The organism is Pantoea sp. QMID4, assembly GCF_030270445.1.
In the GTDB taxonomy this organism is placed as follows: Bacteria; Pseudomonadota; Gammaproteobacteria; order Enterobacterales; family Enterobacteriaceae; genus Pantoea; species Pantoea vagans.
The window spans coordinates 76,781-103,647 of the sequence record NZ_BSXL01000001.1 but is presented as its reverse complement, the minus strand read 5'-3'; the positions used below and the strand labels follow the sequence as shown (position 1 = coordinate 103,647).

The 26,867-nt window shown below is 55.5% G+C and carries 25 protein-coding genes; 8 read left to right on the top strand and 17 right to left on the bottom strand.

From position 1 onward, the window contains the following. Positions 1 to 92: 92 nt before the first annotated feature. Positions 93 to 3,980: a phosphoribosylformylglycinamidine synthase gene (gene purL, locus QSK07_RS00505; protein WP_285720171.1), complete on the bottom strand. Its 3,888-nt coding sequence runs from the start codon at positions 3,978 to 3,980 to the stop codon at positions 93 to 95. Positions 3,981 to 4,247: 267 nt separating this feature from the next. Here purL and mltF point away from each other — a divergent pair, with 267 nt between their 5' ends. After that, positions 4,248 to 5,705: a membrane-bound lytic murein transglycosylase MltF gene (gene mltF / locus QSK07_RS00500; protein WP_098052597.1), complete on the top strand. Its 1,458-nt coding sequence runs from the start codon at positions 4,248 to 4,250 to the stop codon at positions 5,703 to 5,705. On the opposite strand, the gene tadA is transcribed toward mltF, so the two are convergent. Further along, entirely contained in the window at positions 5,702 to 6,193 is a 492-nt protein-coding gene (gene tadA / locus QSK07_RS00495) for a tRNA adenosine(34) deaminase TadA (RefSeq protein ID WP_285720170.1), read from the bottom strand. The genes mltF and tadA overlap by 4 nt on opposite strands. A 63-nt stretch (positions 6,194 to 6,256) precedes the next feature. Next, positions 6,257 to 6,895 (bottom strand): phosphatidylglycerophosphatase C, encoded by a 639-nt coding sequence (gene yfhb / locus QSK07_RS00490; RefSeq protein WP_285720169.1) that lies wholly within the window; start codon positions 6,893 to 6,895, stop codon positions 6,257 to 6,259. 155 nt (positions 6,896 to 7,050) lie between these two features. Here yfhb and QSK07_RS00485 point away from each other — a divergent pair, with 155 nt between their 5' ends. Next, the gene (locus QSK07_RS00485; protein ID WP_010257643.1) at positions 7,051 to 7,890 is read left to right on the top strand and encodes a MurR/RpiR family transcriptional regulator; all 840 of its coding nucleotides are present in this window, start codon (positions 7,051 to 7,053) and stop codon (positions 7,888 to 7,890) included. 55 nt (positions 7,891 to 7,945) lie between these two features. Then, complete coding sequence (locus QSK07_RS00480) at positions 7,946 to 8,194, top strand: YfhL family 4Fe-4S dicluster ferredoxin (protein WP_285720168.1); 249 nt, start codon at positions 7,946 to 7,948, stop codon at positions 8,192 to 8,194. Here QSK07_RS00480 and acpS read toward each other — a convergent pair. From acpS to rpoE, 11 genes are all read right to left on the bottom strand, one after another. Further along, positions 8,191 to 8,571, bottom strand: coding sequence for a holo-ACP synthase (gene acpS / locus QSK07_RS00475; RefSeq protein WP_285720167.1), 381 nt, complete (start codon positions 8,569 to 8,571; stop codon positions 8,191 to 8,193). The two genes, QSK07_RS00480 and acpS, sit on opposite strands and share 4 nt — an antisense overlap. Continuing rightward, positions 8,571 to 9,302, bottom strand: coding sequence for a pyridoxine 5'-phosphate synthase (pdxJ, locus tag QSK07_RS00470; protein WP_013358756.1), 732 nt, complete (start codon positions 9,300 to 9,302; stop codon positions 8,571 to 8,573). Before pdxJ ends, acpS begins: the two co-directional genes overlap by 1 nt. A 72-nt stretch (positions 9,303 to 9,374) precedes the next feature. Beyond that, positions 9,375 to 10,103, bottom strand: a complete 729-nt coding sequence (recO, locus tag QSK07_RS00465; RefSeq protein WP_033733548.1) for a DNA repair protein RecO — start codon at positions 10,101 to 10,103, stop codon at positions 9,375 to 9,377. Positions 10,104 to 10,107: 4 nt separating this feature from the next. After that, a complete protein-coding gene (gene era / locus QSK07_RS00460; protein ID WP_098052593.1) occupies positions 10,108 to 11,013 on the bottom strand; it encodes a GTPase Era in 906 nt (301 codons plus the stop codon). 140 nt (positions 11,014 to 11,153) lie between these two features. Beyond that, positions 11,154 to 11,834 (bottom strand): ribonuclease III, encoded by a 681-nt coding sequence (rnc, locus tag QSK07_RS00455; protein ID WP_010257656.1) that lies wholly within the window; start codon positions 11,832 to 11,834, stop codon positions 11,154 to 11,156. A 131-nt stretch (positions 11,835 to 11,965) separates the two neighbouring features. Next, complete coding sequence (gene lepB / locus QSK07_RS00450) at positions 11,966 to 12,940, bottom strand: signal peptidase I (protein WP_033733550.1); 975 nt, start codon at positions 12,938 to 12,940, stop codon at positions 11,966 to 11,968. A 9-nt stretch (positions 12,941 to 12,949) separates the two neighbouring features. Further along, entirely contained in the window at positions 12,950 to 14,749 is a 1,800-nt protein-coding gene (gene lepA / locus QSK07_RS00445) for a translation elongation factor 4 (protein ID WP_033783908.1), read from the bottom strand. A 218-nt stretch (positions 14,750 to 14,967) separates the two neighbouring features. Further along, positions 14,968 to 15,432: a SoxR-reducing system protein RseC gene (rseC, locus tag QSK07_RS00440; RefSeq protein WP_033783909.1), complete on the bottom strand. Its 465-nt coding sequence runs from the start codon at positions 15,430 to 15,432 to the stop codon at positions 14,968 to 14,970. Continuing rightward, positions 15,429 to 16,385: a sigma-E factor regulatory protein RseB gene (gene rseB / locus QSK07_RS00435; protein ID WP_285720166.1), complete on the bottom strand. Its 957-nt coding sequence runs from the start codon at positions 16,383 to 16,385 to the stop codon at positions 15,429 to 15,431. Before rseB ends, rseC begins: the two co-directional genes overlap by 4 nt. Beyond that, on the bottom strand, positions 16,385 to 17,038 hold the full coding sequence (gene rseA, locus QSK07_RS00430; RefSeq protein ID WP_098052590.1) for an anti-sigma-E factor RseA: 654 nt from the start codon (positions 17,036 to 17,038) through the stop codon (positions 16,385 to 16,387). The genes rseB and rseA overlap by 1 nt, the downstream gene beginning before the upstream one ends. A gap of 30 nt (positions 17,039 to 17,068) precedes the next feature. Then, entirely contained in the window at positions 17,069 to 17,644 is a 576-nt protein-coding gene (gene rpoE / locus QSK07_RS00425) for an RNA polymerase sigma factor RpoE (protein WP_013358764.1), read from the bottom strand. Between the two features lie 415 nt (positions 17,645 to 18,059). Between rpoE and nadB the strand changes: the two genes are divergently transcribed. Further along, positions 18,060 to 19,679, top strand: coding sequence for an L-aspartate oxidase (nadB, locus tag QSK07_RS00420; protein ID WP_285720589.1), 1,620 nt, complete (start codon positions 18,060 to 18,062; stop codon positions 19,677 to 19,679). Here the strand turns inward: nadB and trmN are convergent. Continuing rightward, positions 19,664 to 20,413 (bottom strand): tRNA(1)(Val) (adenine(37)-N(6))-methyltransferase TrmN, encoded by a 750-nt coding sequence (gene trmN, locus QSK07_RS00415; RefSeq protein WP_285720165.1) that lies wholly within the window; start codon positions 20,411 to 20,413, stop codon positions 19,664 to 19,666. The genes nadB and trmN overlap by 16 nt on opposite strands. Positions 20,414 to 20,578: 165 nt before the next feature. On the opposite strand from trmN, the gene srmB reads away from it, so the two are divergent. Next, positions 20,579 to 21,907, top strand: a complete 1,329-nt coding sequence (srmB, locus tag QSK07_RS00410; protein ID WP_098052588.1) for an ATP-dependent RNA helicase SrmB — start codon at positions 20,579 to 20,581, stop codon at positions 21,905 to 21,907. 217 nt (positions 21,908 to 22,124) lie between these two features. Here srmB and grcA read toward each other — a convergent pair whose 3' ends face one another. Continuing rightward, positions 22,125 to 22,508, bottom strand: coding sequence for an autonomous glycyl radical cofactor GrcA (gene grcA / locus QSK07_RS00405; RefSeq protein WP_010672180.1), 384 nt, complete (start codon positions 22,506 to 22,508; stop codon positions 22,125 to 22,127). Positions 22,509 to 22,750: 242 nt separating this feature from the next. Between grcA and ung the strand changes: the two genes are divergently transcribed. Then, positions 22,751 to 23,431 (top strand): uracil-DNA glycosylase, encoded by a 681-nt coding sequence (gene ung / locus QSK07_RS00400; RefSeq protein WP_033733557.1) that lies wholly within the window; start codon positions 22,751 to 22,753, stop codon positions 23,429 to 23,431. 59 nt (positions 23,432 to 23,490) lie between these two features. Here ung and grpE read toward each other — a convergent pair whose 3' ends face one another. Continuing rightward, on the bottom strand, positions 23,491 to 24,072 hold the full coding sequence (gene grpE / locus QSK07_RS00395; protein ID WP_285720164.1) for a nucleotide exchange factor GrpE: 582 nt from the start codon (positions 24,070 to 24,072) through the stop codon (positions 23,491 to 23,493). Positions 24,073 to 24,194: 122 nt separating this feature from the next. On the opposite strand from grpE, the gene nadK reads away from it, so the two are divergent. Both nadK and recN read left to right on the top strand, forming a co-directional pair. Next, positions 24,195 to 25,073 (top strand): NAD(+) kinase, encoded by an 879-nt coding sequence (gene nadK, locus QSK07_RS00390; RefSeq protein WP_003848582.1) that lies wholly within the window; start codon positions 24,195 to 24,197, stop codon positions 25,071 to 25,073. 84 nt (positions 25,074 to 25,157) lie between these two features. Next, the gene (gene recN, locus QSK07_RS00385; protein WP_285720163.1) at positions 25,158 to 26,819 is read left to right on the top strand and encodes a DNA repair protein RecN; all 1,662 of its coding nucleotides are present in this window, start codon (positions 25,158 to 25,160) and stop codon (positions 26,817 to 26,819) included. The last annotated feature ends 48 nt before the right edge of the window (positions 26,820 to 26,867 follow it).

Below are 26,867 nucleotides of genomic sequence, written 5' to 3'. Positions count from 1 at the left end.
CAGCGCAACAAGCCTGTTGTCGCCATTTGCCAACAGCGGCGCAAAAAAAACAGGAGGCACGCTGGCCTCCTGTTCATTTCAGGGGGATTAAATTAACCCAGCTGTCTGCGCGCATTGCGGAAAATACGCATCCACGGACTGTCTTCGCCCCACTCGGCCGGATGCCAGGAGTTGCTGACGGTGCGGAACACGCGCTCCGGATGCGGCATCATAATGGTGACGCGGCCGCTTTCATTGGTCACAGCAGTGATGCCGTTAGGTGAACCGTTCGGGTTAGCCGGATAGGTTTCTGTCACCTTGCCGAAGTTATCGACAAAGCGCAGTGCCACCAGCCCTTTCGACTCCAGCGCTGCCAGATGCGTCGCATCACGGACTTCGACAAAGCCTTCACCGTGCGACACCGCGATAGGCATATGCGAACCGGCCATGCCGTCCAGCAGCAGTGACGGACTGGCGGCCACTTCGACCAGGCTGAAGCGTGCTTCAAAGCGCTCAGACTGGTTACGCACGAAGCGCGGCCAGAGATCGCTGCCCGGGATCAGTTCGCGCAGGTTGGACATCATCTGGCAACCGTTGCAGACGCCCAGTGCCAGGGTTTGTGGACGGTGGAAGAAGGTTTCGAACTCGTCACGCACGCGCGGGTTAAACAGAATCGATTTCGCCCAGCCCTCACCGGCACCCAGCACATCGCCATAAGAGAAGCCCCCACAGGCCACCAGTGCCTGGAACGCTTCCAGACCGCGACGTCCGGCCAGCAGATCGCTCATGTGAACGTCAATGGCGGTGAAACCGGCCCTGTCAAAGGCGGCAGCCATCTCGACGTGTGAGTTCACGCCCTGCTCACGCAGCACCGCGACGCGTGGACGTGCGCCAGTTGCGATCATCGGTGCCGCCACATCTTCCTGCGGATTAAAGGTCAGATTCACGTTCAGCCCAGGGTCGCTGTCGTTCTTCTTCGCTTCATGTTCCTGATCGGCACACGCCGGATTGTCGCGCAGGCGCTGCATCTGCCAGGTGGTTTCCGCCCACCAGGTGCGCAGCGTGGTACGGCTTTCGCTGTAAACCGCGCTGTCGCCGGCACGGATCACAAAGCGATCGCCCATCTGTGCGCTGCCCAGCAGATGCGTCGAGGCGGCAAGGCCGTGATCCGCCAGGATCTGCTCAACCGCCGCGCGATCGGCGGCATTGATCTGGATCACCGCGCCCAGTTCTTCGGTAAACAGAGCAGCCAGCGCATCGTTGCCCAGCGAGGCGATATCGACGTCGATACCGCAGTGACCGGCAAACGCCATCTCGGCCAGCGTCACCAGCAGACCGCCGTCAGAGCGGTCGTGGTAGGCCAGCAGTTTCTGCTCAGCCACCAGCGCCTGAATGGCATTGAAGAAGCCCGCCAGCTGTGTGGCATCACGAACGTCGGCAGGTTTATCGCCGAGCTGACGATAGACCTGCGACAGCGCAGTTGCGCCCAGCGTATTCGCGCCGTTGCCCAGGTCAATCAGCAGCAGCAGGTTATCCTGATCGGCCTGCAGCTGTGGCGTGACGGTGCGACGAACATCTTCGACGCGGGCAAACGCGGTAATCACCAGCGACAGCGGTGAGGTCATCTCTCGCTGTTCGGTGCCTTCCTGCCAGCGGGTTTTCATCGACATCGAATCTTTACCGACCGGGATAGTGATCCCCAGCGCCGGGCAAAGCTCTTCGCCGACCGCTTTCACCGCCGCATATAAACCGGCATCTTCGCCCGGGTGACCGGCTGCAGACATCCAGTTGGCCGAGAGTTTCACGCGCTTCAGCGAACCAATCTGTGTTGCTGCCAGGTTGGTCAGTGCTTCACCCACCGCCAGACGACCCGATGCCGCGAAGTCCAGCAACGCAACCGGTGAACGTTCGCCCAGGGCAAAGGCTTCACCGTGATAGCTGTCAAGGCTGGCGGTGGTCACCGCACAGTTGGCTACCGGGATCTGCCACGGGCCGACCATCTGATCGCGCGCTACCATGCCGGTCACGCTGCGGTCACCGATGGTGATCAGGAAGGTTTTCTCCGCTACGGCAGGCAGATGCAGCACGCGATTCACCGCATCGACCAGCGTAATGCCGTCGCGCTGCAGTTCGGTACCCTGTGCCTGCTGTGTCACCACATCACGCGTCATCTTCGGCGTTTTGCCCAGCAGCACGTCAAGCGGCATGTCGATTGGCTTATTATCGAAATGGCTGTCTTCCAGGCTCAGGTGCAGTTCTTCGGTCGCTTCACCAATCACCGCGAACGGAGCGCGTTCGCGCTGGCAGATCGCCTCAAACTGTGCGAGCTGATCGGGCGCTACAGCCATCACATAACGTTCCTGTGATTCGTTACACCAGACTTCTAGTGGGCTCATGCCTGGCTCGTCACTCAGGATATCACGCAGGTTAAACCGGCCACCGCGGCCACCATCGCTGACCAGCTCCGGCATGGCGTTGGAAAGGCCGCCCGCGCCTACGTCGTGAATAAACAGAATCGGGTTCTCATCGCCCAGCTGCCAGCAGCGGTCGATCACTTCCTGGCAACGACGTTCCATTTCCGGGTTATCTCGCTGAACAGAGGCGAAGTCGAGATCGGCATCCGACTGGCCCGAAGCCATGGATGATGCTGCGCCGCCGCCCAGGCCGATGTTCATAGCCGGTCCACCCAGCACCACCAGCTTAGCGCCGACGGTGATTTCGCCTTTCTGCACGTGATCGGCACGGATGTTACCGATACCGCCCGCCAGCATAATTGGCTTGTGATAGCCGCGCAGCTCGGTGCCGTTGTGGCTGGTGACCTGCTCTTCATAGGTACGGAAATAGCCATTCAGTGCCGGACGACCAAATTCATTGTTAAACGCAGCGCCACCCAGGGGGCCGTCGGTCATGATCTCCAGCGCGCTGACGATGCGGGCTGGTTTGCCGAAGTCCTCTTCCCACGGCTGTTCAAAGCCCGGGATGCGCAGGTTAGAGACCGAGAATCCAACCAGGCCCGCTTTGGGCTTGGAGCCACGTCCGGTTGCGCCTTCATCACGGATCTCACCACCGGAACCGGTCGCGGCACCTGGCCACGGCGAAATAGCCGTTGGATGGTTGTGCGTTTCCACCTTCATCAGGATGTGCGCGGCTTCCTGATGCCAGCGGTATTCGCTCTCGCCGGCGTCAGCAAAGAAGCGGCCGACTTCTGACCCTTCCATCACGGCGGCGTTATCTTTATAAGCCGACAGCACGAAGTCCGGCGTCTGCTCCATGGTGTTTTTGATCATCTTGAACAGCGACTTCGGCTGTTTCTTGCCGTCGATAATCCAGTCGGCGTTGAAGATCTTGTGACGACAGTGCTCAGAGTTCGCCTGCGCAAACATATAGAGTTCAATGTCGTTGGGATTGCGGCCCAGCGCGGTAAATGCCGCCACCAGGTAGTCAATTTCATCGTCTGCCAGCGCCAGACCCAGCGAGATATTTGCCTGAACCAGCGCCTGACGGCCCTCACCCAGCAGATCGACACTCTTCACCGGCTGCGGCGTATGGTGCGCAAACAGCTGCTCAGCCTGCGCCAGATCGCTATAGACCGTCTCCATCATTCTATCGTGCAGCAGTGTACCCAGCGTCTGCCACTGCGCTTCCGTCAGTTGCGGAGCCTGCACATAAAAAGCCAGACCGCGTTCCAGACGACGTACCTGTGGCAGGCCGCAGTTATGAGCAATGTCGGTGGCTTTGGATGACCAGGGCGAAATGGTGCCGGGACGTGGTGTCACCAGCAGCAGACGTCCCTGCGGGGCATGTTCAGCGAGAGAGGGACCATACTTCAGCAGGCGTTGCAGGCGGCTCTGCTCGTCAGCGGTTAAAGGCGTACTGACATCAGCAAAATGGATGTACTCAGCGTAAATATCACTCACTGGCAGATGAGCGTCCTGAAAGCGGGTCAGCAGTTTGTTTACACGAAATGCCGACAGGGCGGGCGAACCACGCAGAATTTCCATTAATAAGTCTCTCGTCAGGGCGCCGGGCGACGCTTGATTGGGCGCAACAGGGAAAACGGGGCGTATTATAGAGAAAGCGACATCGCGACGAAACCGTTTGCGCACAATTTTTGGCAACCCGGATTTGCCTGAATTTTGCACAAAAGCTGCTATAAAAGTTGCTCAGTGTGATTTTGTTGCGCAAAATGCCCCTCGCTCTGGGAGTTCAAAGAAGATAAATACTGCCTTTAAAAGACAGAGGCCTTAGAGCCAGCGAGAGATAACTATTTGAAACGCCTAAAATTTAATTATCTGTTTATCGGTCTGGTTGCTGTGCTATTAGCGTTAGCGCTGTGGCCATCCATTCCCTGGTATGGGGGTGGGCAGGACAGGATTTCACAGATTAAATCACGGGGAGTCCTGCGGGTCAGTACCATCAACTCCCCATTAACGTACTACACAGTTAACCAGTTACCGGTCGGTATGGATTATGAGCTGGCAAAACGCTTCGCCGATTATCTTGGCGTCAGACTGAAGGTGACGGTTCGTCCTAACCTGAGCGATCTGTTTGATGACCTTGATGAGGATAAAGCCGATTTGCTGGCCGCTGGCCTGAACTACAACAATGAACGCCTGACGCGCTATCAGACCGGGCCAGGTTACTACAACGTTTCACAACAGCTGGTCTATCGCGTGGATAAGCCACGCCCTAAAAACCTCGGTGACTTAAAGGGGCGGCTGACGGTTGCGTCAGGATCGGCCTATCTGTCCACGCTGAAGAGCGCGCGTTCCAATCAGTTCCCCGATCTCGACTGGGCGATCTCCACCGATCAGAGTCCTAAAGCCCTGCTGGAAGCGGTCGCCGACGGCAAGCTCGACTACACCATTGGTGACTCGGTGACCATCGCTCTGCTGCAGCGCATCTATCCGCAGCTGGCGGTGGCGTTCGATGTTACCGATGAAGAGCCGGTGACCTGGTATGTGCGGCACAGCGATGACGACAGCCTGAATGCAGCAATGCTCGACTTCTTTAATGGTATGGGTGAAGAAGGCGCGATGGCACGGCTGGAGGAGAAATATCTCGGTCACGTCGGCACCTTTGACTATGTTGATACCCGCACATTCCTGCGCGCCATCGACAATACGCTGCCCGACATCAAGCCGCTGTTTGAGAAGTACGCCACCAGCATTGACTGGCGGCTGCTGGCGGCGATCTCCTATCAGGAGTCGCACTGGAACCCGCAGGCTACCTCGCCGACCGGCGTGCGCGGCATGATGATGCTGACGCGTAACACTGCTGATAGCCTGGATGTGGGCGATCGAACCGATCCCGAACAGAGCATTCGCGGTGGCAGTCAGTATCTGCAGGATATGATGGCAAAGGTGCCGCAGACCATCCCGGAAGATGAGCGCATCTGGTTTGCGCTGGCGGCTTATAACATGGGTTATGCCCATATGCTTGACGTCCGCAAGCTGACGGCACGCCAGGGCGGTAATCCGGACAGCTGGGCGGATGTGAAGCTACGTCTGCCCATGTTAAGCCAGAAGCGCTACTACACTCAGACAGCTTATGGCTATGCCCGTGGGCATGAGGCCTATAACTACGTGGAGAATATCCGCAAGTATCAGATAAGCCTGGTGGGTTATCTGCAGGAGCAGGAGAAGCGTCTGGCGCGGCAGGCTGAAGCCCAGGCCGAGCTGGCGAAGGGCTATCCGGCGGTCGAACCGAAGATCGCCATGAACTAACCCTGGCGTTGCGCCTGACGCAGCGCTTTTTGCTGCTCGCGACGCATACGGAAGAAGTCGCTCAGCATGGCGGCACACTCTTCAGCCAGTACGCCGCTGTGCAGTTCAACCTGATGATTCATGCCAGGGTGGCCCAGCACATCCAGCAGCGACCCCGCCGCCCCACTCTTAATATCGTGCGCACCATAAACCAGTCGGCTAATGCGGCTGTGAACCATGGCACCGGCACACATCACACACGGCTCCAGCGTGACGTAAAGCGTAGTATCCAGCAGGCGGTAATTTTCCAGTATTTTACCGCCCTGCCGCAGCGCCATGATCTCTGCATGCGCGGTCGGATCGTGCTGGCCGATGGGCCGGTTCCAGCCTTCACCAATCACCCGGTCGTTCTGAACCAGCACAGCCCCCACCGGCACTTCACCCTGCTCCCAGGCGCGGCGCGCCAGGCTTAGCGCGTGGCGCATCCAGTATTCATCTTGTTGTTTCACGCTGACCACTCCGGGCGACTGAAAAGCGGCGCATTATAGCGATCTCTGCGAGCGTGTCGAAACTTATTCCAGCTGTTGCAGTTCACCCGCCGGCGTCACACGCCAGCGATGCTGACAGAAGAACAGCAGCGGGTTGTCCTGTTTGCTGTCGCTATAGCCACTGTAGAGCTGTAACGGCGTGCCGATTTTCTCTTCAAGCTGAGCCACTTTTTCATGGCCGAGGCAGCGCATCGCCAGCACACGTCCGCCCCAGCCGCGCTGCATCTGACTGGCAATCAGCTTAACGCGTGGCAGAAATGCGGAGTCGTAATAGACCTGCTCTACCAGCGACTGTGGCGATCCGGTGATCAGCCAGACGTCAGCGTCATCACTGCCGAGGTAATCCGTCAGGCGCTGCTGCACCATCGGAAAGGCTTTTACGCGCAGGCGAAACCACCGGGCAAAGTCGGCTTCGAGGCGCAGCAATGTCTGCTCGGAGCGGCCAAAGGTAATTGACCAGAGCAGCAGGCTCATGGGCCAGCGTGCCGCGCGGCCTTTAAACAGCAGACCGATGCCCACCACCGGCAGTAAGGGCACCACCAGCAGCAGATTAAGCGGGCGGCGACGCAGCAGATAGCGCATAAAGGTGCCGAACATGTCCTGCTGATGCAAAGTGCCATCGAGGTCGAAAAATACGATGCGACGTTGTGTTCCCCTGGTCAAACAACTCTCCTTAACGGCTGATTCCGGGATGATAAAGAGTAGTGTAGCCATCATCAGGCGGTACGGCGATGACGGTCATTTTTAATTCCGATGACTACAATGCCCGATGAATAGTTTATTCTTCACTGATTATCCCTGAATTACGAGGATTGGGCATGAGTTCATTGCTGCGCATTCGCCAGCTTTATCCACGTCTGGCATTGAACGAGCGCCGGCTGGCGGATTTTTTACTGTCGCAACCCGATCGGGCACGTCACCTGAGTTCGCAAAAGCTGGCGGAAGAGTCGGGCGTCAGCCAGTCGAGCGTGGTGAAGTTTGCTCAGAAACTGGGATATAAAGGCTTTCCGGCGCTTAAGCTGGCTCTGAGTGAGTCACTGGCGGACAAGGATGCCATTACCGTGCATAACCATATTCTCAGCGACGATCCGCTTAAAATGGTGGGGGAAAAGCTGCTGACCGAAAAGCTTTCGGCGATCCGCGCCACGCTGGATATTAATAGCGAAGAGAAGCTCAACGATGTGTTACAACTGCTGAAAAATGCCCGGCGCATTTTACTGGTCGGCATCGGCGCATCGGGCCTGGTGGCAAAGGACTTCTCCTGGAAGCTGATGAAGATTGGTATTAATGCGGTGGCGGAACAGGACATGCACGCCCTGCTGGCCAGCGTGCAGGCGATGGGGCCAGGCGATGTGCTGCTCGCTATCTCCTATACCGGGGAACGGCGCGAGATTAATCTGGCGGCGCAGGAAGCGGTTCAGGTTGGGGCCGATGTGGTGGCGTTTACCGGCTTTACACCGAATACCCTGCAGCAGAGCGCCAGCTACTGTCTTTACACGGTGGCGGAAGAGCAGAGCACCCGCAGCGCAGCGATCTCTTCGACCACGGCGCAACTGGCCCTGACCGATCTGCTGTTTATGGCGCTGGTGCAAAACGATCCGGAACGCGCCTCCAGTCATATTCGTCACAGCGAAGCGCTGGTGAAAAAGCTGGTCTGATCAGTAGCAGCGCGTATAATACCCGCGTTTTTTCTGTTGTTACCAGGTGGGATAAATGGCGCTGTTGATTACGTCCAGATGCATTAACTGTGATATGTGCGAACCGGAGTGCCCGAACCAGGCGATTTCACTGGGCGATGCGAGCTATGAGATTGATGTCAGCCGCTGCACGGAATGCGTCGGGCATTATGAAGCGCCAACCTGTCAGCGGGTCTGCCCCATCGACAACACCATTATCACTGACCCACAGCACACCGAATCGCGCGATGCGCTGTGGGATAAATTCGTGCTTTTGCACGGCTAGCTTTCAATGATTACCGTGGCGCAGGCGTAGTGACGCTCGTCGGCCAGCGTCACGTGAACGTGGTTAACGCCCAGCTTCTCTGCCACGTCAGCGGCCTGCTGAAAGAAGCGTAACCCCGGTTTACCCAGCGCATCGTTGTAAACTTCGAACTGATTAAACGCCAGACCACCGCGAATGCCGGTGCCGAAGGCTTTGGCTGCCGCTTCTTTAACCGCAAAGCGTTTGGCGAGAAAGCGCACCGGCTGTTTGTGCGCCTGATACTGCTGCCATTCGGCTTGACTCAATACCCGACGCGCCAGCCGGTCACCGGAACGCGCTATCACCCCGGCGATGCGTTCAATTTCAACGATGTCGCTGCCCAGTCCCAGAATAGCCATCAGCGGCGGGCTTCACGCAACAGTTGCTTCATCTCTTTGACCGCATCCGGCAGGCCACTCATCACCGCACGCCCGATAATCGCATGGCCGATATTCAGCTCATGCATTTCCGGCAGCGCCGCAATCGGCAGCACGTTGTGATAGGTCAGACCGTGACCGGCATTTACCTTCAGCCCCAGGCTGGCGGCAAAGGTCGCGGCATGGCGAATGCGTGCCAGTTCTGCGTCACGCGCTCGTCCCTCGGGTGCCTCGGCATAAGCGCCGGTGTGAATTTCGATGTAAGGTGCACCCGTGGCAACGGCCGCTTCGATCTGGCGGTGGTCGGCATCAATAAACAGTGAAACCAGAATGCCCGCGTCACGCAGCAGTCGTACGGCCGCGTTCATCTTCTCCTGCTGCCCTGCCACATCCAGACCGCCTTCCGTGGTCACTTCCTGACGCTTTTCCGGCACCAGACAGCAGAAATGGGGCTGGATATCACAGGCGATGCCAATCATCTCATCGGTGACCGCCATCTCCAGATTCATGCGCGTCTGGATGGTGTCACGCAGAATACGCACGTCGCGGTCGGTAATGTGACGGCGATCTTCGCGCAGGTGAACCGTAATGCCATCTGCGCCTGCCTGCTCGGCGATGAACGCCGCCTGCACCGGATCGGGATAGTTTGTCCCACGGGCGTTACGCACCGTAGCAATGTGATCGATATTGACGCCTAACAGCAACTCAGCCATAACCATCCTCACTTCTTTTCCATCGTGATGTTGAGTGTACCGCGCAACGATAAACCGTCGGTATACCCTGCGCTATTCATCTGCCTGTTCGGGCTTTTTCTTTGGGATAAACTGGCGGAAAAGCTCCTGACTTTTCAGCGGTTTGCCACCCAGGTAGGGCTTAAGGGCAATACGGGTAAACCGCTTCGCAGCGCGCAGCGTGTCGGCATCGGGAAACTCACGCTCGCACAGGGCGTGCAACTCACGGCCGGTAAAGCTGCGCTGATTGACCACCAGACTGGCGATAAAACCACGCTCTTCACGGTAGCTGTACGTCATGTCGTCGCTGACCGGCTCGCCGCTGCCGGCGCAATGCAGGAAGTCGACGCCGTAGCCCAGGTGACCGAGCAGCGCCAGTTCAAAACGGCGCAGTGCCGGTTCGGGCTTGCCGTGCGTTGAGGCTAATGCCTGAAGGCAGTTTAGATAGTCGAAGAAGAGTTCCTGGAAGGGCGATTCCGGCTGCAATACGCGAGAGACCAGTTCATTGACGTAGAGACCGCAGTAGAGCGTAATGCCGCTGAGCGGTAAAGCCAGCGACACCGCTTCGGCGTTGCGCAGGGTTTTGACGTCCCCGCGCCCGCTCCAGCGAACCAGCAGCGGAGTAAAAGGCTGTAACGCACCTTTCAGCTGGGAGCGCCGCGAGCGTGCGCCCTTGGCCAGCACCCTTACCCGCCCTTCGTTTTCACTGAACAGGTCGAGCAACAGGCTGGTTTCGCTGAAGGGACGACTATGCAGCACAAAGGCGCGTTGCCAGCCTTCCATTGAATCAGAGATCGTCTGTATAACCCAGGCTGCGCAGCGCTCGTTCGTCATCTGCCCAGCCGGATTTCACTTTTACCCACAGTTCGAGATGCACTTTCGCTTCGAACATCTCTTCCATGTCCCTGCGTGCTTCTGTTCCGATGACTTTGATTTTGGCACCTTTATTGCCAATCACCATCTTCTTCTGCCCTTCACGCTCGACCAGAATCAGACCATGGATGTCATAACCGCCGCGTTCGTTAGTCACGAAGCGCTCAATCTCCACGGTGACGGAGTAAGGCAGTTCAGCGCCCAGGAAGCGCATCAGTTTTTCACGGATCATCTCTGACGCCATAAAGCGCTGAGAGCGATCGGTGATGTAATCTTCCGGGAAGTGATGATCGGCCTGCGGCAGATACTTACGGGTAATGGCCGCAATGGTATCGACGTTTTTGCCGCTCTCAGCAGAGATTGGCACGATATCAAGAAAGTTCATCTGCTGGCTGAGGAACTGCAGATGCGGCAGCAGAATAGTTTTATCCTGGATGTTGTCGACTTTATTCACAGCCAGCACAACCGGCACTTTATTGTCGCGCAGTTTGTTTAATACCATCTCATCATCTGGCGTCCAGCGGGTACCTTCAACGACGAAGATCACCAGCTCTACATCGCCAATGGAACTGCTGGCTGCACGGTTCATCAGACGGTTAATGGCGCGCTTCTCTTCCATGTGCAGACCGGGAGTATCGACGTAGATCGCCTGATAGTTGCCCTCAGTATGAATGCCCATGATGCGGTGGCGCGTGGTTTGCGGCTTACGCGAGGTGATCGACACCTTCTGCCCCAGTAACTGGTTCAGTAAGGTGGATTTACCGACGTTTGGTCGGCCAACAATCGCGACAAAGCCGCAATAAGTAACGTTTTCGCTCATTCGAGTCCTGAATTGTTCAGCGCCTGATACGGCGCCGAAGAGTGCTATTTGAGTCATGTGTCATTCAGCGTCTTCTGACGCCGGGATAGCGCTGTCAGAGGGTGATTGATTCAGCGTCCGGCACTGTCACCCCGACAAACCTATTCGAGACCTAATTTTATCAGTGCCTGTTCAGCCGCTGCCTGCTCGGCTTTACGACGGCTGGAGCCAACGCCGACGACCGGCTCGGCCATGCCACTCACCTGACAGTGAATGGTGAATTCCTGATCGTGGGCTTCGCCACGCACCTGCACCACCAGATAACTTGGCAGCGGCAGATGACGTCCCTGCAGATACTCCTGCAGGCGCGTTTTGGGATCTTTTTGTTTGTCGCCAGGACTGATTTCATCCAGGCGCGTCTGATACCAGTCGAGTATCAGCTGCTCTACCCGCTCGATGCTGCTGTCGAGGAAGATACCGCCAATCAGCGCTTCCACCGTATCCGCCAGGATCGATTCGCGACGGAAACCGCCGCTTTTCAGCTCCCCCGGCCCTAAGCGCAGACACTCGCCAAGATCAAATTCGCGAGCCATTTCAGCCAGCGTATTGCCACGCACCAGCGTGGCACGCATGCGGCTCATGTCACCTTCATCAACACGCGGGAAGCGGTGATAAAGGGCATTCGCAATCACATAGCTAAGAATAGAATCGCCCAGAAATTCCAGGCGCTCGTTGTGCTTACTGCTGGCGCTGCGGTGCGTCAGGGCCTGCTGTAACAGTTCCGAATGAGTAAAAGTGTAGCCCAGTTTGCGCTGAAGCTTGTTAATCAGGATGGGGTTCATGCGATTCCAGTTCTTTGTTGCGTCTGTGACTCTGCATACCAAACGGGGCTGGCAGTCCAGCACGTTCCGTTTGGTGTGCAGTGGCCTCCCTGAGGAGGCCACCCGATTTGCCTGTTAATCAGACAAAATTATTAGTGGATACCGCCGATGCGACTGAATCGCACGCCGGTTGGCCACTGACCTTCTTGTTTCTCAAAGCTCATCCAGATAGCGACCGCTTTGCCGACCAGATTACGCTCCGGGACAAAGCCCCAGTAGCGGCTGTCGGCGCTATTATCACGGTTGTCGCCCATCATGAAGTATTGCCCTTTCGGCACGACCCAGCTCGCCTGCGGCTGACCCGGCTGCTGATAATACATGCCCGCCTGACTCTGCGCTTCGTTAACCAGCAGAATGTCATGCGTCACGTTACCGATTGTCTCTTTGCGTGTTCCCAGGCGCAGACCACCGCGCAGGGTATCGCCCTGTGGCACCTGATAAAAACCGTTGCCGGTTTCGTTGCCATCAAAGCCGCTAAAGGTCTGGATAAAGTTGCTTGGCTCAACGTCGGTGTAAGTCACTGCTAGCGCTGTGTCGCAGGCTTTATCATCACCACAGGTCGGTTTCACCGTCAGCGTTTTGCTGTAAGGATCATAGATGACTTTATCGCCTGGCAGGCCAATAACGCGCTTAATGTAGTCCAGGCTCGGATCTTTCGGGTATTTAAATACCGCAATGTCGCCGCGCTTCGGCTGACCGGTTGGGATCAGCGTCGTCTGGGTAATCGGATCTTTAATGCCGTAAGCAAATTTCTCCACCAGGATAAAATCGCCAATCAGCAGTGTTGGCATCATCGAGCCAGAGGGAATCTGGAACGGTTCGTAAATAAACGAACGCACGATGAAAACCACGGCCAGCACCGGGAACACGGATGCGGTGGTCTCAACCCAGCCTGGCTGTGAAGAGACTTTCGCCAGCGTTTTGCTGTCAAGTGCGTTACCGGTCTGAGCCTGTGCCGCCGCCTGTTTCGCGCGACGCTCGGGTGCCCATTTGAAACGATCAATTACCCACACGATGCCAGTAATCAGCGTCGCTATCGCCAGAATCAGGGCGAACATATTAGCCATTGGAAATCCTTATTTGCTGTCCTTACCGACATGCAGAATGGCGAGGAACGCTTCCTGTGGCAGCTCAACGTTACCAACCTGCTTCATACGTTTCTTACCATCTTTCTGTTTCTGCAACAGTTTTTTCTTACGACTGACGTCACCGCCATAACACTTGGCGAGAACGTTTTTACGCAGCTGTTTAACCGTTGAACGCGCGATAATGTGGTTGCCAATGGCAGCCTGAATCGCAATATCAAACTGCTGGCGCGGGATGAGATCTTTCATTTTCTCAACCAGATCGCGTCCGCGATAAGGCGCGTTGTCGCGGTGGGTAATCAGCGCCAGCGCATCCACACGTTCAGAGTTAATCAGTACATCGACGCGCACCATGTCTGAAGGCTGGAAACGTTTGAAGTTGTAATCCAGCGAGGCATAACCGCGCGAGGTGGATTTCAGACGGTCAAAGAAGTCGAGGACCACTTCTGCCATCGGAATTTCATACGTCAGTGCAACCTGATTGCCGTGGTAAACCATGTTGGTCTGCACGCCACGTTTCTCAATACAGAGCGTGATGACGTTGCCCAGATACTCCTGCGGCAGCAGCATGTGACATTCCGCTATCGGCTCACGCAGTTCTTCGATGTTATTCAGTGGCGGCAGCTTGGATGGGCTGTCGACATGAACAATTTCGCCGCCGGTGGTCACGACTTCATACACTACCGTCGGTGCAGTGGTAATCAGATCGAGATCGTATTCGCGCTCCAGACGCTCCTGGATGATCTCCATGTGCAGCAGACCGAGGAAGCCACAGCGGAAACCAAAGCCCAGCGCCGTTGAGCTTTCTGGCTCATAGAACAGTGAGGCATCGTTCAGGCTCAGCTTGCCGAGCGCATCACGGAACGCTTCATAGTCGTCAGAGCTGATCGGGAACAGACCGGCATACACCTGCGGCTTCACTTTTTTAAAGCCTGGCAGCGCTTTGTCTGCCGGGTTGCGTGCGGTGGTCAGGGTATCGCCCACCGGTGCGCCGAGGATATCTTTAATGGCGCAGACCAGCCAGCCGACTTCACCGCAGTTCAGTTCATTACGGTCGACACGTTTTGGGGTAAAGATACCCAGGCGGTCAGCGTTATAAACCTGGCCTGTGCTGAGAACTTTAATCTTGTCACCTTTACGCATGGTGCCGTTTTTCACACGCACCAGCGAGACAACGCCCAGATAGTTATCAAACCAGGAATCGATAATCAGCGCCTGCAGCGGACCTTCCGGATCGCCTTCCGGCGGCGGAATATCGCGCACTAAGCGTTCCAGCACGTCCGGAACGCCGACGCCGGTTTTAGCGGAGCAGCGCACCGCATCAGCCGCATCAATGCCGACAATATCTTCAATCTCCTGCGCAGCGCGATCGGGATCGGCGGCCGGCAGGTCAATTTTGTTCAGAACCGGCACTACTTCCAGATCCATCTCCATCGCGGTGTAGCAGTTCGCCAGTGTCTGCGCTTCAACACCCTGACCCGCATCCACCACCAGCAATGCACCTTCGCAGGCAGCCAGTGAGCGGGAAACTTCATAAGAGAAGTCTACGTGGCCCGGAGTATCGATGAAATTGAGCTGGTAAGTTTCGCCGTCTTTCGCGTGGTAATCGAGTGTGACGCTCTGTGCTTTGATAGTAATGCCACGCTCACGCTCCAGATCCATAGAGTCAAGAACCTGCGCAGCCATTTCACGGTCAGAGAGGCCACCGCAGATCTGAATAAGGCGGTCAGAGAGCGTAGATTTACCATGGTCGATATGAGCGATGATGGAGAAATTTCTTATGTGCTTCATTTATAGGGATATCTTCGCTTAAAATTCAGTTGAAAATCTGAGCACAGACACATTCAGGAAGATCGCTCTTTACCCACAATCCTGTCAGCCTCATTAATGACGACGCATATTACACTGTTAACGCCGCGCATAAAAGAATGGAACGTGGTGGAAGCGAAACAGGTATCTGCGCAAGGCAGAACAGACGAAGGCCGCGGGATGCGCGGCCTGGACGTACATTACGCTTCGCTTTCAACACGCAGCGCATCGGGAGGTAGAGCGATGTTCAGAATGACCGGCTGGAAGGCTTCGCGATCGCCAAATTTCATCGAAACGCCTTTCGCGACAATAAAACCGCCGATGCCGCCCAGCAGTGCGCCACAGGCAGCCGCCAGATCGCTGCTGAACAGCGACTGAAACAGGCCAGCAACCACGAACAGGCCAAACAGCGGCGTCATGTAGACCAGCAGCGCCGAACCCAGCAGGCTGCTCTCTTTGATGCCTAGCTCAATGCGCTGTCCTGGCTGCAGTGGCTTGCTGCTGGCAATCTGCATCACGTGAGCATTCTTCGGACCGAGTTTATTCAGCATATGGCTGCCACAGCCTTTACGTGCCTGACAGCTGTTGCAGGACGTTTTTGCTTCGGTGTGCAGTGTGGCAATGCCATCCTGCCATGCCACTACGGTGGCCCATTCTCTCATCATTTTTGTGACCCCAGATCGATGCTGTCCGCAATACGTTTTGCGGTTGAGGGCGGTAATTCACCGATCACCGCAATTTCGTTATTATTGCGCACAACGGTCTGGACCGTACGACGCCCAGTGCGCAATGTCTGCGTTGTACTGGTTTTATCGGCTGGCGTCACGTTGATCGCGAAACTAAACAGACCATCGCTGTAGAGCTTCGACTCAATATTTTTGTTTAGCCCCGGCAGCGTGCGACGATTCTGCGACACCAGCGACATGCCTGCGGGTATCCAGCCTGGCTGCCAGGCGACGGTAACCGCGTCCCCTTTCGGCACGGACAGCGACGGTGGAAGATTCGCTTTCTCCAGCCCCTGCATCAGATTGCGCACCCCTTCATCCACCGCAAAGCTGATGACGCGGAACTGCTCCAGCGTTTCACCGTCACGATCGAGCAGGTCGATACGTAGCGGCAGCTTGGTATCGACATCCAGCCAGACCACATAGCTGTAACGGGTGCCATCGCGTGACACGATGCGCAGCACATCACACATCTGATCGGCAATGCGCGAGCGACCCACGGTAATAAAATCGTAGGCAGTGGCGAGTTTGGTGAAATCAGCAAAAATCACCGACGGCAAAGCGTCAATAATGTGATTGCCAGGAAGCGAGAAAGGATCAAGGCCGGGTTCGAAGTAGCTGATATCGTTGCCACGCTGGATCACTTCCCGACGTGGCCCGTCCATCTGCAACAGCTGCGCGAATATCCGGTTATCGATCACAGCATGACGATAACGCAGTGATTCAATGCCGATGCGCGAGACGTTGATATAAGCAAATTCGTAATTGAGGTTCTGACTTGCCTGCTCCATCTGCTGCAATAGCGCCCCGGACGCAGTAGGTTGCGCCGGGGCGGCAGATGACCAAAACAGGCTGCCTGTCAGCAGGCTAACAGCATACCAAAACGGCTTCATTACTGCTGCTGCTGTCCTAATGACTGGTTTCCGGGAACATCAACCTGCGCCTGTTTTGGCGCATTGGTTTCAAACTGGAGCTGATCAGCATGCAGACGACGTTGCAGTTCATAGTCCTGCAGCATGGCGTTCACGCGACGACGCTGATCCTGAACCTGCTGATTTGAGCTGTTGGTGTCAAAGGCATCGGACGGCACACCCAGGCTCACCGGTGAGGCTTTACCCATCATCGGCAGCGTATTGAACACCGGAGAGTCAGACGTCTGCGTGGCGCTACCCTGCGGCTGGTTGTAGTGCTGAACACCCACGATCACGGCCAGTGATACACAGGCAGCTACGCCCACCTGAGTCAGTTGCGCAGCCCACGGACGCGCTTTTTTCCAGAACGGCATTTTTTCCCAGCGGGAAGGTTCTGGCTGAGCTTCAGGGATCAGCGTGGTAACCGTACGCAACGGTTCTTTTTCGATAGCAGCAGCGACACGCGCAGAGATATCAAAATGCAGGACATCGCCCACATCACCGCGCATGGTATCGCGAATAAGGTGATAGCCCGCCCAGCTTTTCTGTAGTTCTGCGTCCTTAGACAAGGCGGAAAACAGCTCGTTATCTAAGGTCTCACCATCCATTAAAGCGGAAAGTTTTTCTTTCTGCATGCCTATGTACCCTTCCAGTAGCCGTTATCACTAACGTTGGATAAGCGGTTGAACTTTGTTATCAATGGCCTCTCGCGCACGAAAGATACGTGATCGAACAGTGCCTACCGGGCAATCCATAATGACGGCAATTTCTTCATAACTCAGACCGTCCAGTTCCCTGAGGGTGATTGCCATACGCAAGTCCTCGGGTAGCGCCTCGATGGTACGAAAGACAATTTGTTTCAATTCATCAGACAACATTAAGTTCTCAGGGTTCGAAATTTCTTTTAATGCACCCGCACTTTCGAAATTTTCTGCGTCAATGGCATCCACATCACTGGATGGCGGACGACGCCCCTGAGCAACCAGGTAATTTTTCGCTGTGTTTACCGCAATGCGGTACAGCCAGGTATAAAACGCGCTATCGCCCCGGAAAGAGTCCAGTGCGCGATACGCTTTAATAAACGATTCCTGTACTACATCAGGCACGTCGCCCGAGGGAACATAGCGTGAAACCAAACTCGCCACTTTATGCTGGTAACGGATCACCAGTAAGTTGAACGCTTTTTGATCTCCCTTCTGTACCCGCTCGACAAGGACCTGATCCGTTAACTGCTCGCTCATCCGAGGTAATGTCTCCCCAAATTTTTCATATGCATAAAAGTAACTGCCAGCACATCTCATGTTTCTGAGCAAGCATGCGCTTAGAGTTGTGATGTGGTGCGAAGTTCACTTCCCGCCGTGATATTTACCGCTCCGATGGCGATAACACAGGTTGTTCGTTTTCGTTCAGTGTCAGGAGCGTAAATCGCAGGCAGAGTAACCTATGACAACAGCTTTTTCATCATTAAATCCTTCAGGGTTGATAAGTTTGCTATAAAAAACCACGGCTAAAGTGGCACGTTTTTAACTTACTGATTATAGGTGACTTTAGGCAATCATCAGATCAACGCGTACATGTGATGTTTAAAATACTTCACAGACCCCCCTGTTAAGCTTATGCTCAGGTCTGGTCTTGTTTAGTAAATTAAACATTATGATGAATGCGAACCCGGATTGTCAGTGTGATGTGTTGATTGTGGGCAGCGGTGCAGCTGGACTGTCGCTGGCGTTACGGCTGGCAAAACAGTATCAGGTGATCGTTCTCAGTAAAGCGCAGGTCAATGAAGGGTCAACCCTTTATGCGCAGGGCGGTATTGCTGCGGTATTTGATGAGACGGACAGCATCGAATCACATATCGAAGATACCCTGATTGCCGGCGCGGGCTTATGTGACCGTGAAGCCGTGTCGTTTATTGCCAGTAATGCCCGGCATTGCGTGCAGTGGCTGATCGACAACGGCGTTGCGTTTGATCTCGATCCACAGGCGGCGGGTGACATGCGCTATCACCTGACTCGCGAAGGCGGCCACAGTCATCGTCGTATTCTGCACAGTGCTGACGCCACCGGCCACGCGGTAGAAACCACGCTGGTGAGCCAGGCATTAAGCCACCCTAACATCCGGATTCTGGAGCGCACTAACGCGGTCGATCTGATTCTTTCAGATAAAATCGGCCTGCCTGGCGCTCGCCGGGTGGTAGGTGCGTGGATCTGGAATCGCAATCGCGAGCAGGTCGAAACCTGTCGGGCGCGGGCCGTCGTCGTTGCAACCGGTGGGGCCGCCAAAGTCTATCAATATACCACTAACCCTGACATCGCCTCCGGCGATGGCATCGCGATGGCGTGGCGAGCGGGTTGCCGGGTGGCCAATCTGGAATTTAACCAGTTCCATCCGACCTGCCTGTTTCATCCTCAGGCGCAGAATTTCCTGTTAACCGAAGCGTTACGCGGAGAAGGTGCCTGGCTGTTACGTCCTGATGGCAGCCGTTTCATGCCCGATTTCGATGAGCGCGCCGAACTGGCCCCGCGTGATATTGTTGCCCGCGCTATCGACCACGAGATGAAACGCCTGGGTGTCGACTGTATGTACCTGGATATCAGCCACCAGCCTGAAGAGTTTGTGCGTGCACACTTCCCGATGATTTATGAGAAGTTGCTGACCTTTGGCTTTGACCTGACCAAAGAGCCGATTCCGATTGTACCCGCTGCGCATTACACCTGCGGTGGCGTCGTCGTCGATCAGCACGGTCAGACCGACGTCAGTGGCCTGTATGCCATTGGTGAAGTGAGTTATACCGGCCTGCATGGCGCTAACCGCATGGCCTCCAATTCGCTGCTGGAGTGTCTGGTGTATGGCTGGTCCGCGTCAGAGGAGCTGATGCGTACCCTGCCCGGCATTGAAGCCGTCACAGCCCTTCCCGCATGGGATGAGAGTCAGGTTGATGACGCCGATGAACGCGTAGTGATCCAGCATAACTGGCACGAGTTGCGTCTGTTCATGTGGGATTATATGGGAATCGTCCGCACCACCCGGCGGCTGGAACGGGCGTTGCGTCGTATCAACCTGCTTCAGCAGGAAATTGATGAATATTACCGCCATTTCCGCCTCTCCAATAATCTGCTGGAGCTGCGGAATCTGGTGCAGGTCGCTGACCTGATGGTGCGCTGCGCGCTGGAGCGAAAAGAGAGTCGCGGCCTGCACTATATCCGCGACTGTCCGGACTTACTGCCAGAAGCGCTGCCAACTATTCTGACCCCGCCGGGTTACATGAAGAGGTAAAAGCTCTGCGTCAGGCTACACCACTCATCGGAATAGCGGGTGTCCGGTGCGCGGATTGCGAGACGCTCCAGCAGCGTTTCCCCAGCCTGCGGCGACAGACCCAGTACGACGCGGTGTGGCGGACGATGAGCATATTCCGCCACGTCCAGCCGGAAACGCAGATGCCAGCCATCGGCCTGCGCCAGGGTGATAAATGTCTGCCCAATATCGACGGGCAGCACCACGCAGAACATCCCCTCTTCTTCAATTAATAAGGCTGCACTGCGTAGCAGCGTCTGATGATCGAGCGAGGCCGTCGCGCGTGCGTTGTCCCGTGCCACGGTAGAACAGGCTACGCCCGGCGCGAAATAAGGGGGATTGCTGACAATCAGCGAGTAACGTTTATCGCACTGCTCAGCCCAACTGGCGATATCCTGCTGATGAACCTGAATACGTTCAGGCCACGGTGATCGCTGCACATTCTCCTGCGCCTGCTGTGCGGCTTCAGGTTCTGACTCCACCGCATCGATTTGAACCTGTGACGGCGTACGCTGCGCCAGCATCAGCGCGATTAACCCGCTGCCGCTGCCAATATCCAGAATGCGTCTGACTCCGGCGACCGGCGCCCAGGCACCAAGCAGAATGGCATCGGTGCCCACTTTCATCGCACAGCGATCGTGGGCAACAAAAAATTGTTTAAAGGTAAATCCGTTCTTGTTTAACTGAGGCCGTTCACGCGGCTTATCCTGCATCATTCGTCACTACCATCGTTTTTTTCCTGCCGCACGGCAGCGCATGAGTGTAACGTGACGACCGTGGGAATTCACGCAGCAGACAACCCCAGGCGCAGCGGAAACGGATTAACAGATGAAGATTCAGTCTGATCTGTCTATAATCAGCGCCCCAAACTGAGGTAGACCATGACAGTAACCACATTTTCCGAACTCGAACTCGACGAAAGCCTGCTACAAGCGTTGCAGGAAAAAGGCTTTACGCGCCCAACAGTGATCCAGGCCGCTGCAATTCCGCCCGCGCTGGAGGGCCGTGACGTTCTGGGTTCGGCACCTACAGGAACCGGGAAAACCGCCGCGTATCTGTTACCGGCGCTGCAGCACCTGCTTGATTTTCCTCGCAAGAAATCCGGACCGCCGCGCATCCTGATTGTGACCCCGACCCGAGAACTGGCGATGCAGGTTGCCGATCATGCGCGTGAGCTGGCGAAACATACTCATCTGGACATCGCCACGATTACCGGCGGCGTGGCTTATATGAACCATGCCGAAGTCTTCAGCGAAAATCAGGACATTGTGGTCGCGACCACCGGCCGTCTGCTGCAGTACATCAAAGAAGAGAACTTTGATTGCCGCGCCGTAGAAACCCTGGTACTGGATGAAGCGGACCGCATGCTTGATATGGGCTTTGCTCAGGATATCGAAACCATCGCGGCTGAAACGCGCTGGCGCAAGCAAACCATGCTGTTCTCCGCCACGCTGGAAGGCGACAATATCCGTGACTTCGCCGAGCGCCTGCTGAACGAACCGGTTGAACTGGAAGCGGATCCAAGTCGTCGCGAGCGCAAAAAGATCCAGCAGTGGTACTACCGCGCTGATGATCTGCAGCATAAAACCAAATTACTGATTCATCTGCTGAAGCAGCCGGATGTGACGCGCAGCATTGTGTTCGTGCGTAAGCGTGAACGTCTGCATGAACTGGTGAGCTGGCTGCACGAAGCGGGGATTCGCAGCAGCTATCTTGAAGGCGAAATGGTGCAGGCTAAGCGTAACGAAGCGATTAAGCGTCTGAGTGAAGGACGCGTTAACGTGCTGGTTGCGACCGATATCGCCGCGCGTGGTATTGATGTTGAAGATGTCAGCCACGTCTTCAACTATGACATGCCGCGTACAGCCGATACCTATTTGCACCGCATCGGTCGTACCGGCCGTGCGGGCCGTAAAGGCATCGCCATTTCACTGGTTGAAGCGCACGACTTCGTTCTGCTGGGCAAAATCACACGCTATGTGAACGAGCCGATCAAAGCGCGCGTGATTGATGAGCTGCGCCCTGAAACGCGTGCGCCAGCGGCTAAAACCACGGGTAAACCGTCGAAAAAAGTGCTGGCAAAACGTGCAGAGAAGAAAGCCAGTGAAACGGAAAAACCGCGCGTGAAAAAACGCCATCGTGATGCCAAAAATGTCGGCAAACGCCGCAAGGCAAGCGGCACGACGCCCGCTAATGAGAACGCGGAATAAAACATCACACCCATAAAAAAATCGCCTCTCAGGAGGCGATTTTTTTTATCTGATAATCAGTTACGGCCTTTTCAGAATGTTTCTTCTTCCAGCGCGCTTTCTTCACGACACTGGCATCAGCATGCCCTGCAGTTAACTGCTTATCTCTTTAATAATACTGATGAAAATTGCTGTGTGCGCTTTGCGCTAATTTTCAGCACCCGATCATTCAGGCGGCTTACAGACTTTCGGTAAAGGTACGGGTGATCACGTCGCGTTGTTGTTCTGGCGTCAGTGAGTTAAAACGCACGGCATAGCCTGAAACACGAATGGTCAGCTGCGGGTAGTTTTCAGGATGTTTTACCGCATCTTCCAGTGTTTCGCGACGCAGAACGTTGACGTTAAGATGCTGTCCGCCTTCAACGCGCACCTGCGGTTTGATTTCAACCGGCACTTCACGGTAAGCGAATTCGCCCAGTTCGCTGATGGCGACAACCTGATCTTCTTCATAGCCCGCTTTTGCACACAGGCAACGCGCTTCAGCTTTCTCTTCGTCCAGCAGCCAGAAAGAGTTCAGTAGTTGTGAATTATTTGATTGAGTGATCTGGATACCAGTGATCATGATTACGTCTCCCGGATAATACGTGAATAAATCAAATTTGAGGCTCCGGTATACCATCGTTCATTCGCAACAGCCTTGACCTGTATCAATAGTAATCAGCCATTCAGCGTGCTTTTTAGCTAACCCATTGATCTCGATATGCCTTCCAGCTAAAAATAATTTGTATTTTTCAAATTATTTTTGCCTTCAGGTCAGCGACAGGAACGGCTAAGCTTACTCCACTAACGTTAAGGGAGTTAAACATGGCTGAAAAGCTGACCTGGCACGACGTGCTGGCTGAAGAGAAAGAGAAACCCTATTTTATTGAGACGCTGAAGCAGGTCGCCGATGAACGCGCCGCGGGTGTAACCGTCTATCCGCCGCAGAAAGATGTGTTCAACGCGTTTCGCCTGACGGAACTGGGCGACGTCAACGTCGTGATTCTGGGGCAGGATCCCTATCACGGGCCAAATCAGGCGCACGGGCTGGCTTTCTCGGTGCTGCCGGGCGTTCAGGTACCGCCCTCACTGCAGAATATCTATAAAGAGTTGATGCAGGATATTCCCGGCTTCCGGAAACCCGATCACGGCTTTCTTGAGAGCTGGGCAAAACAGGGGGTGATGTTACTGAACACGGTGTTAACGGTTGAGGCGGGTAAAGCCCATTCCCATGCTCGTTTTGGCTGGGAGACGTTTACGGACAACGTGATTGCGGCAATTAACCAGCACTGTGAAGGGGTGATTTTCCTGCTGTGGGGCTCACATGCGCAGAAGAAAGGCAGCATTATCGATCGCAAGCGCCATCATGTGCTGCAGGCGCCGCATCCCTCGCCGCTCTCCGCGCACCGTGGATTTTTCGGCAGCAAACACTTCTCAACGACCAATGAACTGCTGAGCGCGGCTGGTAAAAAGCCGGTGGACTGGACACCGGTCTTACCTGAATAGCGCCAGAACGCACACGGCCGCGTCAGTGCGCGGCCGTGTAACAGGATTCAGGCGTTGAATCAGCTTTTGGCTTTAGAAACCGCAACCATCGCCGGGCGCAGCAGGCGACCATTCAGCGTATAGCCACGCTGCATCACCAGCATGACATGGTTAGGTTCAAATTCTTCAGACTCCATCATCGACATCGCCTGATGGACTTCAGGGTTGAATGGCACGCCGGTTTCGCCGACCACTTCAACACCGAACTTACGCACGGCACCGAGCAGGCCCTTCAGCGTCAGTTCAATCCCTTCGATCATGGATGCCAGCTGTGGGTCCTCTTTATTGGCCACTTCCAGTGCACGTTCCAGGCTGTCGATTACCGGGAGCAGTTCGTTGGCAAACTTCTCAAGCGCAAACTTGTGCGCCTTCTCAACGTCCATCTCGGCACGACGACGAATGTTCTCAACCTCAGCCTGCGCACGCAGTTGGGCATCGCGTATTCCGGTCTGCGACTGCGCTAATTCAGCTTCGAGCTGGGCAATACGCTCATCACGCGGATCCACCTCTGCTGCTGTCTCCGCTTCCTGAGGTTGCTGCTGATCCTGCTGAATTTCGTCTGAGACTTGCTCGTTTGGGGTGTTCTGTTCTTTACTACTCATGAATTTCTCCGCGTTTTGCACATTCATTTCGCTGGTTGGCTTATTATGGGGATTGGTATGACGGATTCAAGGGAACCTATCACATTGCCTTGCCGTTTTGACTTATTAGGAACACCGACCAGATGAACAAACACTTTAACTGCATTGGTATCGTGGGTCATCCGCGCCATCCCACCGCGTTAACCACGCATGAGATGCTCTGGCGCTGGCTGACAGCCAAAGGTTATCAAGTGATCGTTGAGAAGCAGATTGCGCAGGAACTGTCGCTTCACGACGTGCAGACCGGCACGCTGGCGGAGATTGGTCAGCAGGCTGATTTAGCGGTCGTCGTAGGCGGTGACGGTAACATGCTGGGCGCAGCGCGGGTGCTGGCGCGTTATGACATTAAAGTCATTGGCATTAACCGCGGTAACCTTGGTTTTCTCACCGACCTTGACCCGGACAATGCGCAGCAACAGCTGGATGAGGTGCTTCAGGGTAACTATTTCGTCGAGAGCCGTTTTCTGCTGGAAGCACAGGTGTGCAAATCCGACTGCTCACCGCGTATTGGCTCCGCCATCAACGAAGTGGTGCTGCATCCCGGTAAAGTCGCGCACATGATCGAATTTGAAGTCTACATTGATGAAGTGTTCGCCTTTTCCCAGCGCTCTGATGGGCTGATTATCTCAACACCTACCGGCTCTACCGCCTATTCCCTCTCGGCGGGTGGCCCGATTCTGACGCCATCACTCGAAGCGATTGTGCTGGTGCCGATGTTCCCGCATACGCTGTCAGCGCGGCCACTGGTCATTAACAGCAGCAGTACCATTCGTCTGCGCTTTTCTTCACGTCGCAGCGACCTGGAAATCAGCTGTGACAGCCAGATTGCGCTGCCGATTCAGGAAGGTGAGGATGTACTGATTCGGCGCAGTGCCGGTCATCTTGATTTAATCCATCCTAAAAACTATAGCTATTTCAATACGCTGAGTTCAAAACTGGGCTGGTCAAAAAAATTGTTCTGAAAACCGTCCTCACCTCTTTACTGGATAAAAAACCAGTTTATACTGTATGAAAAACCATATGTGTTTATTCGTACAGGTGAACCTATGCTGGCCCAACTGACCATCAGTAATTTCGCTATCGTTCGTGAGCTCGACATTGATTTCCAACGCGGCATGACGGCAATCACGGGTGAAACCGGTGCCGGTAAGTCTATCGCGATTGATGCGCTGGGATTATGTCTGGGCGGCCGTGCCGATGCCGACATGGTGCGTCAGGGTGCCAGCCGGGCCGACCTCTGCGCCCGCTTCCAGCTTAAGTCCTCCCCTTCTGCGCAGCGCTGGCTGATGGATAATCAACTCGACGACGGCAACGAGTGTCTGCTGCGCCGGGTGATCAGCGCTGATGGTCGTTCCCGTGGCTTTATCAATGGCACGGCAGTGCCACTTTCTCAGCTGCGCGATCTGGGCCAGTTGCTTATCCAGATCCACGGTCAGCATGCCCATCAGCTTTTGCTCAGACCCGACCATCAGAAGCATCTGCTGGATGCCTATGCCGGTCACGACGATCTCCTGCAGCAGATGCGCGCCAGTTATCAGACCTGGCACCAGAGCTGTCGCACCCTCGCGCTGCATCAGCAGCAGGCGCAGGAGCGCGAATCACGCCGCGAGCTGTTGCAGTATCAGTTAAAAGAGCTGAACGAGTTCGCGCCGCAGCAGGGCGAATATGAGCAGATCGACGAAGAGTACAAGCGCCTGGCCAACAGCGGACAGCTGCTGTCGACCAGCCAGCAGGCGCTGCAGCTGTTAGCAGACAGCGATGACAATAATCTCAACAGCCTGCTCTACACCGCGCGTGAGATGATTTCAGAACTGACCTCGCTGGATGAGAAGCTGAACGGCGTTCATAACCTGCTGGAAGAGGCGGCGATTCAGTTGAGCGAAGCCAGCGACGAACTGCGTCACTACTGCGACAGCCTTGATCTGGACCCCAATCGCCTGTACGAACTGGAAAAGCGTATTTCCCGTCAGATCGCCCTTGCGCGTAAGCATCACGTCACGCCAGAAGCGCTGCCTGAACTGCATCAGCAACTGCTGGCGGAAGCGGAGTTGCTGTCACAGCACGAAAGCGATCAGGAAAGCCTGCAATCGCTGGTGGGTGAACATTACCAGGCGGCACTGCAAAGCGCAGAGCAGCTGCATCAGCAGCGCAGCCACTTTGCTGATGAACTGCAGCAGCTGATTACGCAGAGTATGCATCTGCTCTCAATGCCACACGGTCAGTTTAAAATCGCGCTGAACTTTAATCCGGATCAGCTGACGACAGATGGCGCGAGCCGCATTGATTTCCAGGTGACGACGAACCCGGGTCAGCCACTGCAGCCGTTAGGCAAAGTCGCTTCGGGCGGTGAACTGTCACGTATCGCACTGGCGATTCAGGTGATCACCGCGAAGAAAATGGAAACGCCAGCGATGATTTTCGATGAAGTCGATGTCGGGATCAGCGGCCCGACCGCTGCCGTCGTCGGTAAACTGTTGCGTCAGCTGGGTGAATCGACCCAGGTCATGTGTGTCACCCACCTGCCGCAGGTTGCCGGTTGCGGACATCAGCACTTCTATGTCAGTAAAGAGACCGATGGCGCGATGACCGAAACCCATATGCAGCCGCTGGACAAGCGGGCGCGTTTGCAGGAACTGGCGCGACTGCTGGGCGGCAGCGAGGTGACACGCAATACCCTGGCCAACGCAAAAGAACTTTTAGCCGCATAGTAGCGCACTTTTTTAACGTACCGTGGTCATATGCTTGCTCTGTAGAGG

What these genes read in the sequence shown, in the direction of transcription:
- srmB (WP_098052588.1), top strand. Translation starts at nt 20,579, where the DNA reads ATGACAGTAACCACATTTTCCGAACTCGAACTCGACGAAAGCCTGCTA.
- lepB (WP_033733550.1), bottom strand. Translation starts at nt 12,940, where the DNA reads ATGGCTAATATGTTCGCCCTGATTCTGGCGATAGCGACGCTGATTACT.
- recO (WP_033733548.1), bottom strand. Translation starts at nt 10,103, where the DNA reads ATGGAAGGCTGGCAACGCGCCTTTGTGCTGCATAGTCGTCCCTTCAGC.
- recN (WP_285720163.1), top strand. Translation starts at nt 25,158, where the DNA reads ATGCTGGCCCAACTGACCATCAGTAATTTCGCTATCGTTCGTGAGCTC.
- nadK (WP_003848582.1), top strand. Translation starts at nt 24,195, where the DNA reads ATGAACAAACACTTTAACTGCATTGGTATCGTGGGTCATCCGCGCCAT.
- pdxJ (WP_013358756.1), bottom strand. Translation starts at nt 9,302, where the DNA reads ATGGCTGAGTTGCTGTTAGGCGTCAATATCGATCACATTGCTACGGTG.
- rseC (WP_033783909.1), bottom strand. Translation starts at nt 15,432, where the DNA reads ATGATGAGAGAATGGGCCACCGTAGTGGCATGGCAGGATGGCATTGCC.
- era (WP_098052593.1), bottom strand. Translation starts at nt 11,013, where the DNA reads ATGAGCGAAAACGTTACTTATTGCGGCTTTGTCGCGATTGTTGGCCGA.
- nadB (WP_285720589.1), top strand. Translation starts at nt 18,060, where the DNA reads ATGAATGCGAACCCGGATTGTCAGTGTGATGTGTTGATTGTGGGCAGC.
- rseB (WP_285720166.1), bottom strand. Translation starts at nt 16,385, where the DNA reads ATGAAGCCGTTTTGGTATGCTGTTAGCCTGCTGACAGGCAGCCTGTTT.
- lepA (WP_033783908.1), bottom strand. Translation starts at nt 14,749, where the DNA reads ATGAAGCACATAAGAAATTTCTCCATCATCGCTCATATCGACCATGGT.
- QSK07_RS00480 (WP_285720168.1), top strand. Translation starts at nt 7,946, where the DNA reads ATGGCGCTGTTGATTACGTCCAGATGCATTAACTGTGATATGTGCGAA.
- rpoE (WP_013358764.1), bottom strand. Translation starts at nt 17,644, where the DNA reads ATGAGCGAGCAGTTAACGGATCAGGTCCTTGTCGAGCGGGTACAGAAG.
- acpS (WP_285720167.1), bottom strand. Translation starts at nt 8,571, where the DNA reads ATGGCTATTCTGGGACTGGGCAGCGACATCGTTGAAATTGAACGCATC.
- rseA (WP_098052590.1), bottom strand. Translation starts at nt 17,038, where the DNA reads ATGCAGAAAGAAAAACTTTCCGCTTTAATGGATGGTGAGACCTTAGAT.
- grcA (WP_010672180.1), bottom strand. Translation starts at nt 22,508, where the DNA reads ATGATCACTGGTATCCAGATCACTCAATCAAATAATTCACAACTACTG.
- purL (WP_285720171.1), bottom strand. Translation starts at nt 3,980, where the DNA reads ATGGAAATTCTGCGTGGTTCGCCCGCCCTGTCGGCATTTCGTGTAAAC.
- grpE (WP_285720164.1), bottom strand. Translation starts at nt 24,072, where the DNA reads ATGAGTAGTAAAGAACAGAACACCCCAAACGAGCAAGTCTCAGACGAA.
- ung (WP_033733557.1), top strand. Translation starts at nt 22,751, where the DNA reads ATGGCTGAAAAGCTGACCTGGCACGACGTGCTGGCTGAAGAGAAAGAG.
- trmN (WP_285720165.1), bottom strand. Translation starts at nt 20,413, where the DNA reads ATGATGCAGGATAAGCCGCGTGAACGGCCTCAGTTAAACAAGAACGGA.
- QSK07_RS00485 (WP_010257643.1), top strand. Translation starts at nt 7,051, where the DNA reads ATGAGTTCATTGCTGCGCATTCGCCAGCTTTATCCACGTCTGGCATTG.
- rnc (WP_010257656.1), bottom strand. Translation starts at nt 11,834, where the DNA reads ATGAACCCCATCCTGATTAACAAGCTTCAGCGCAAACTGGGCTACACT.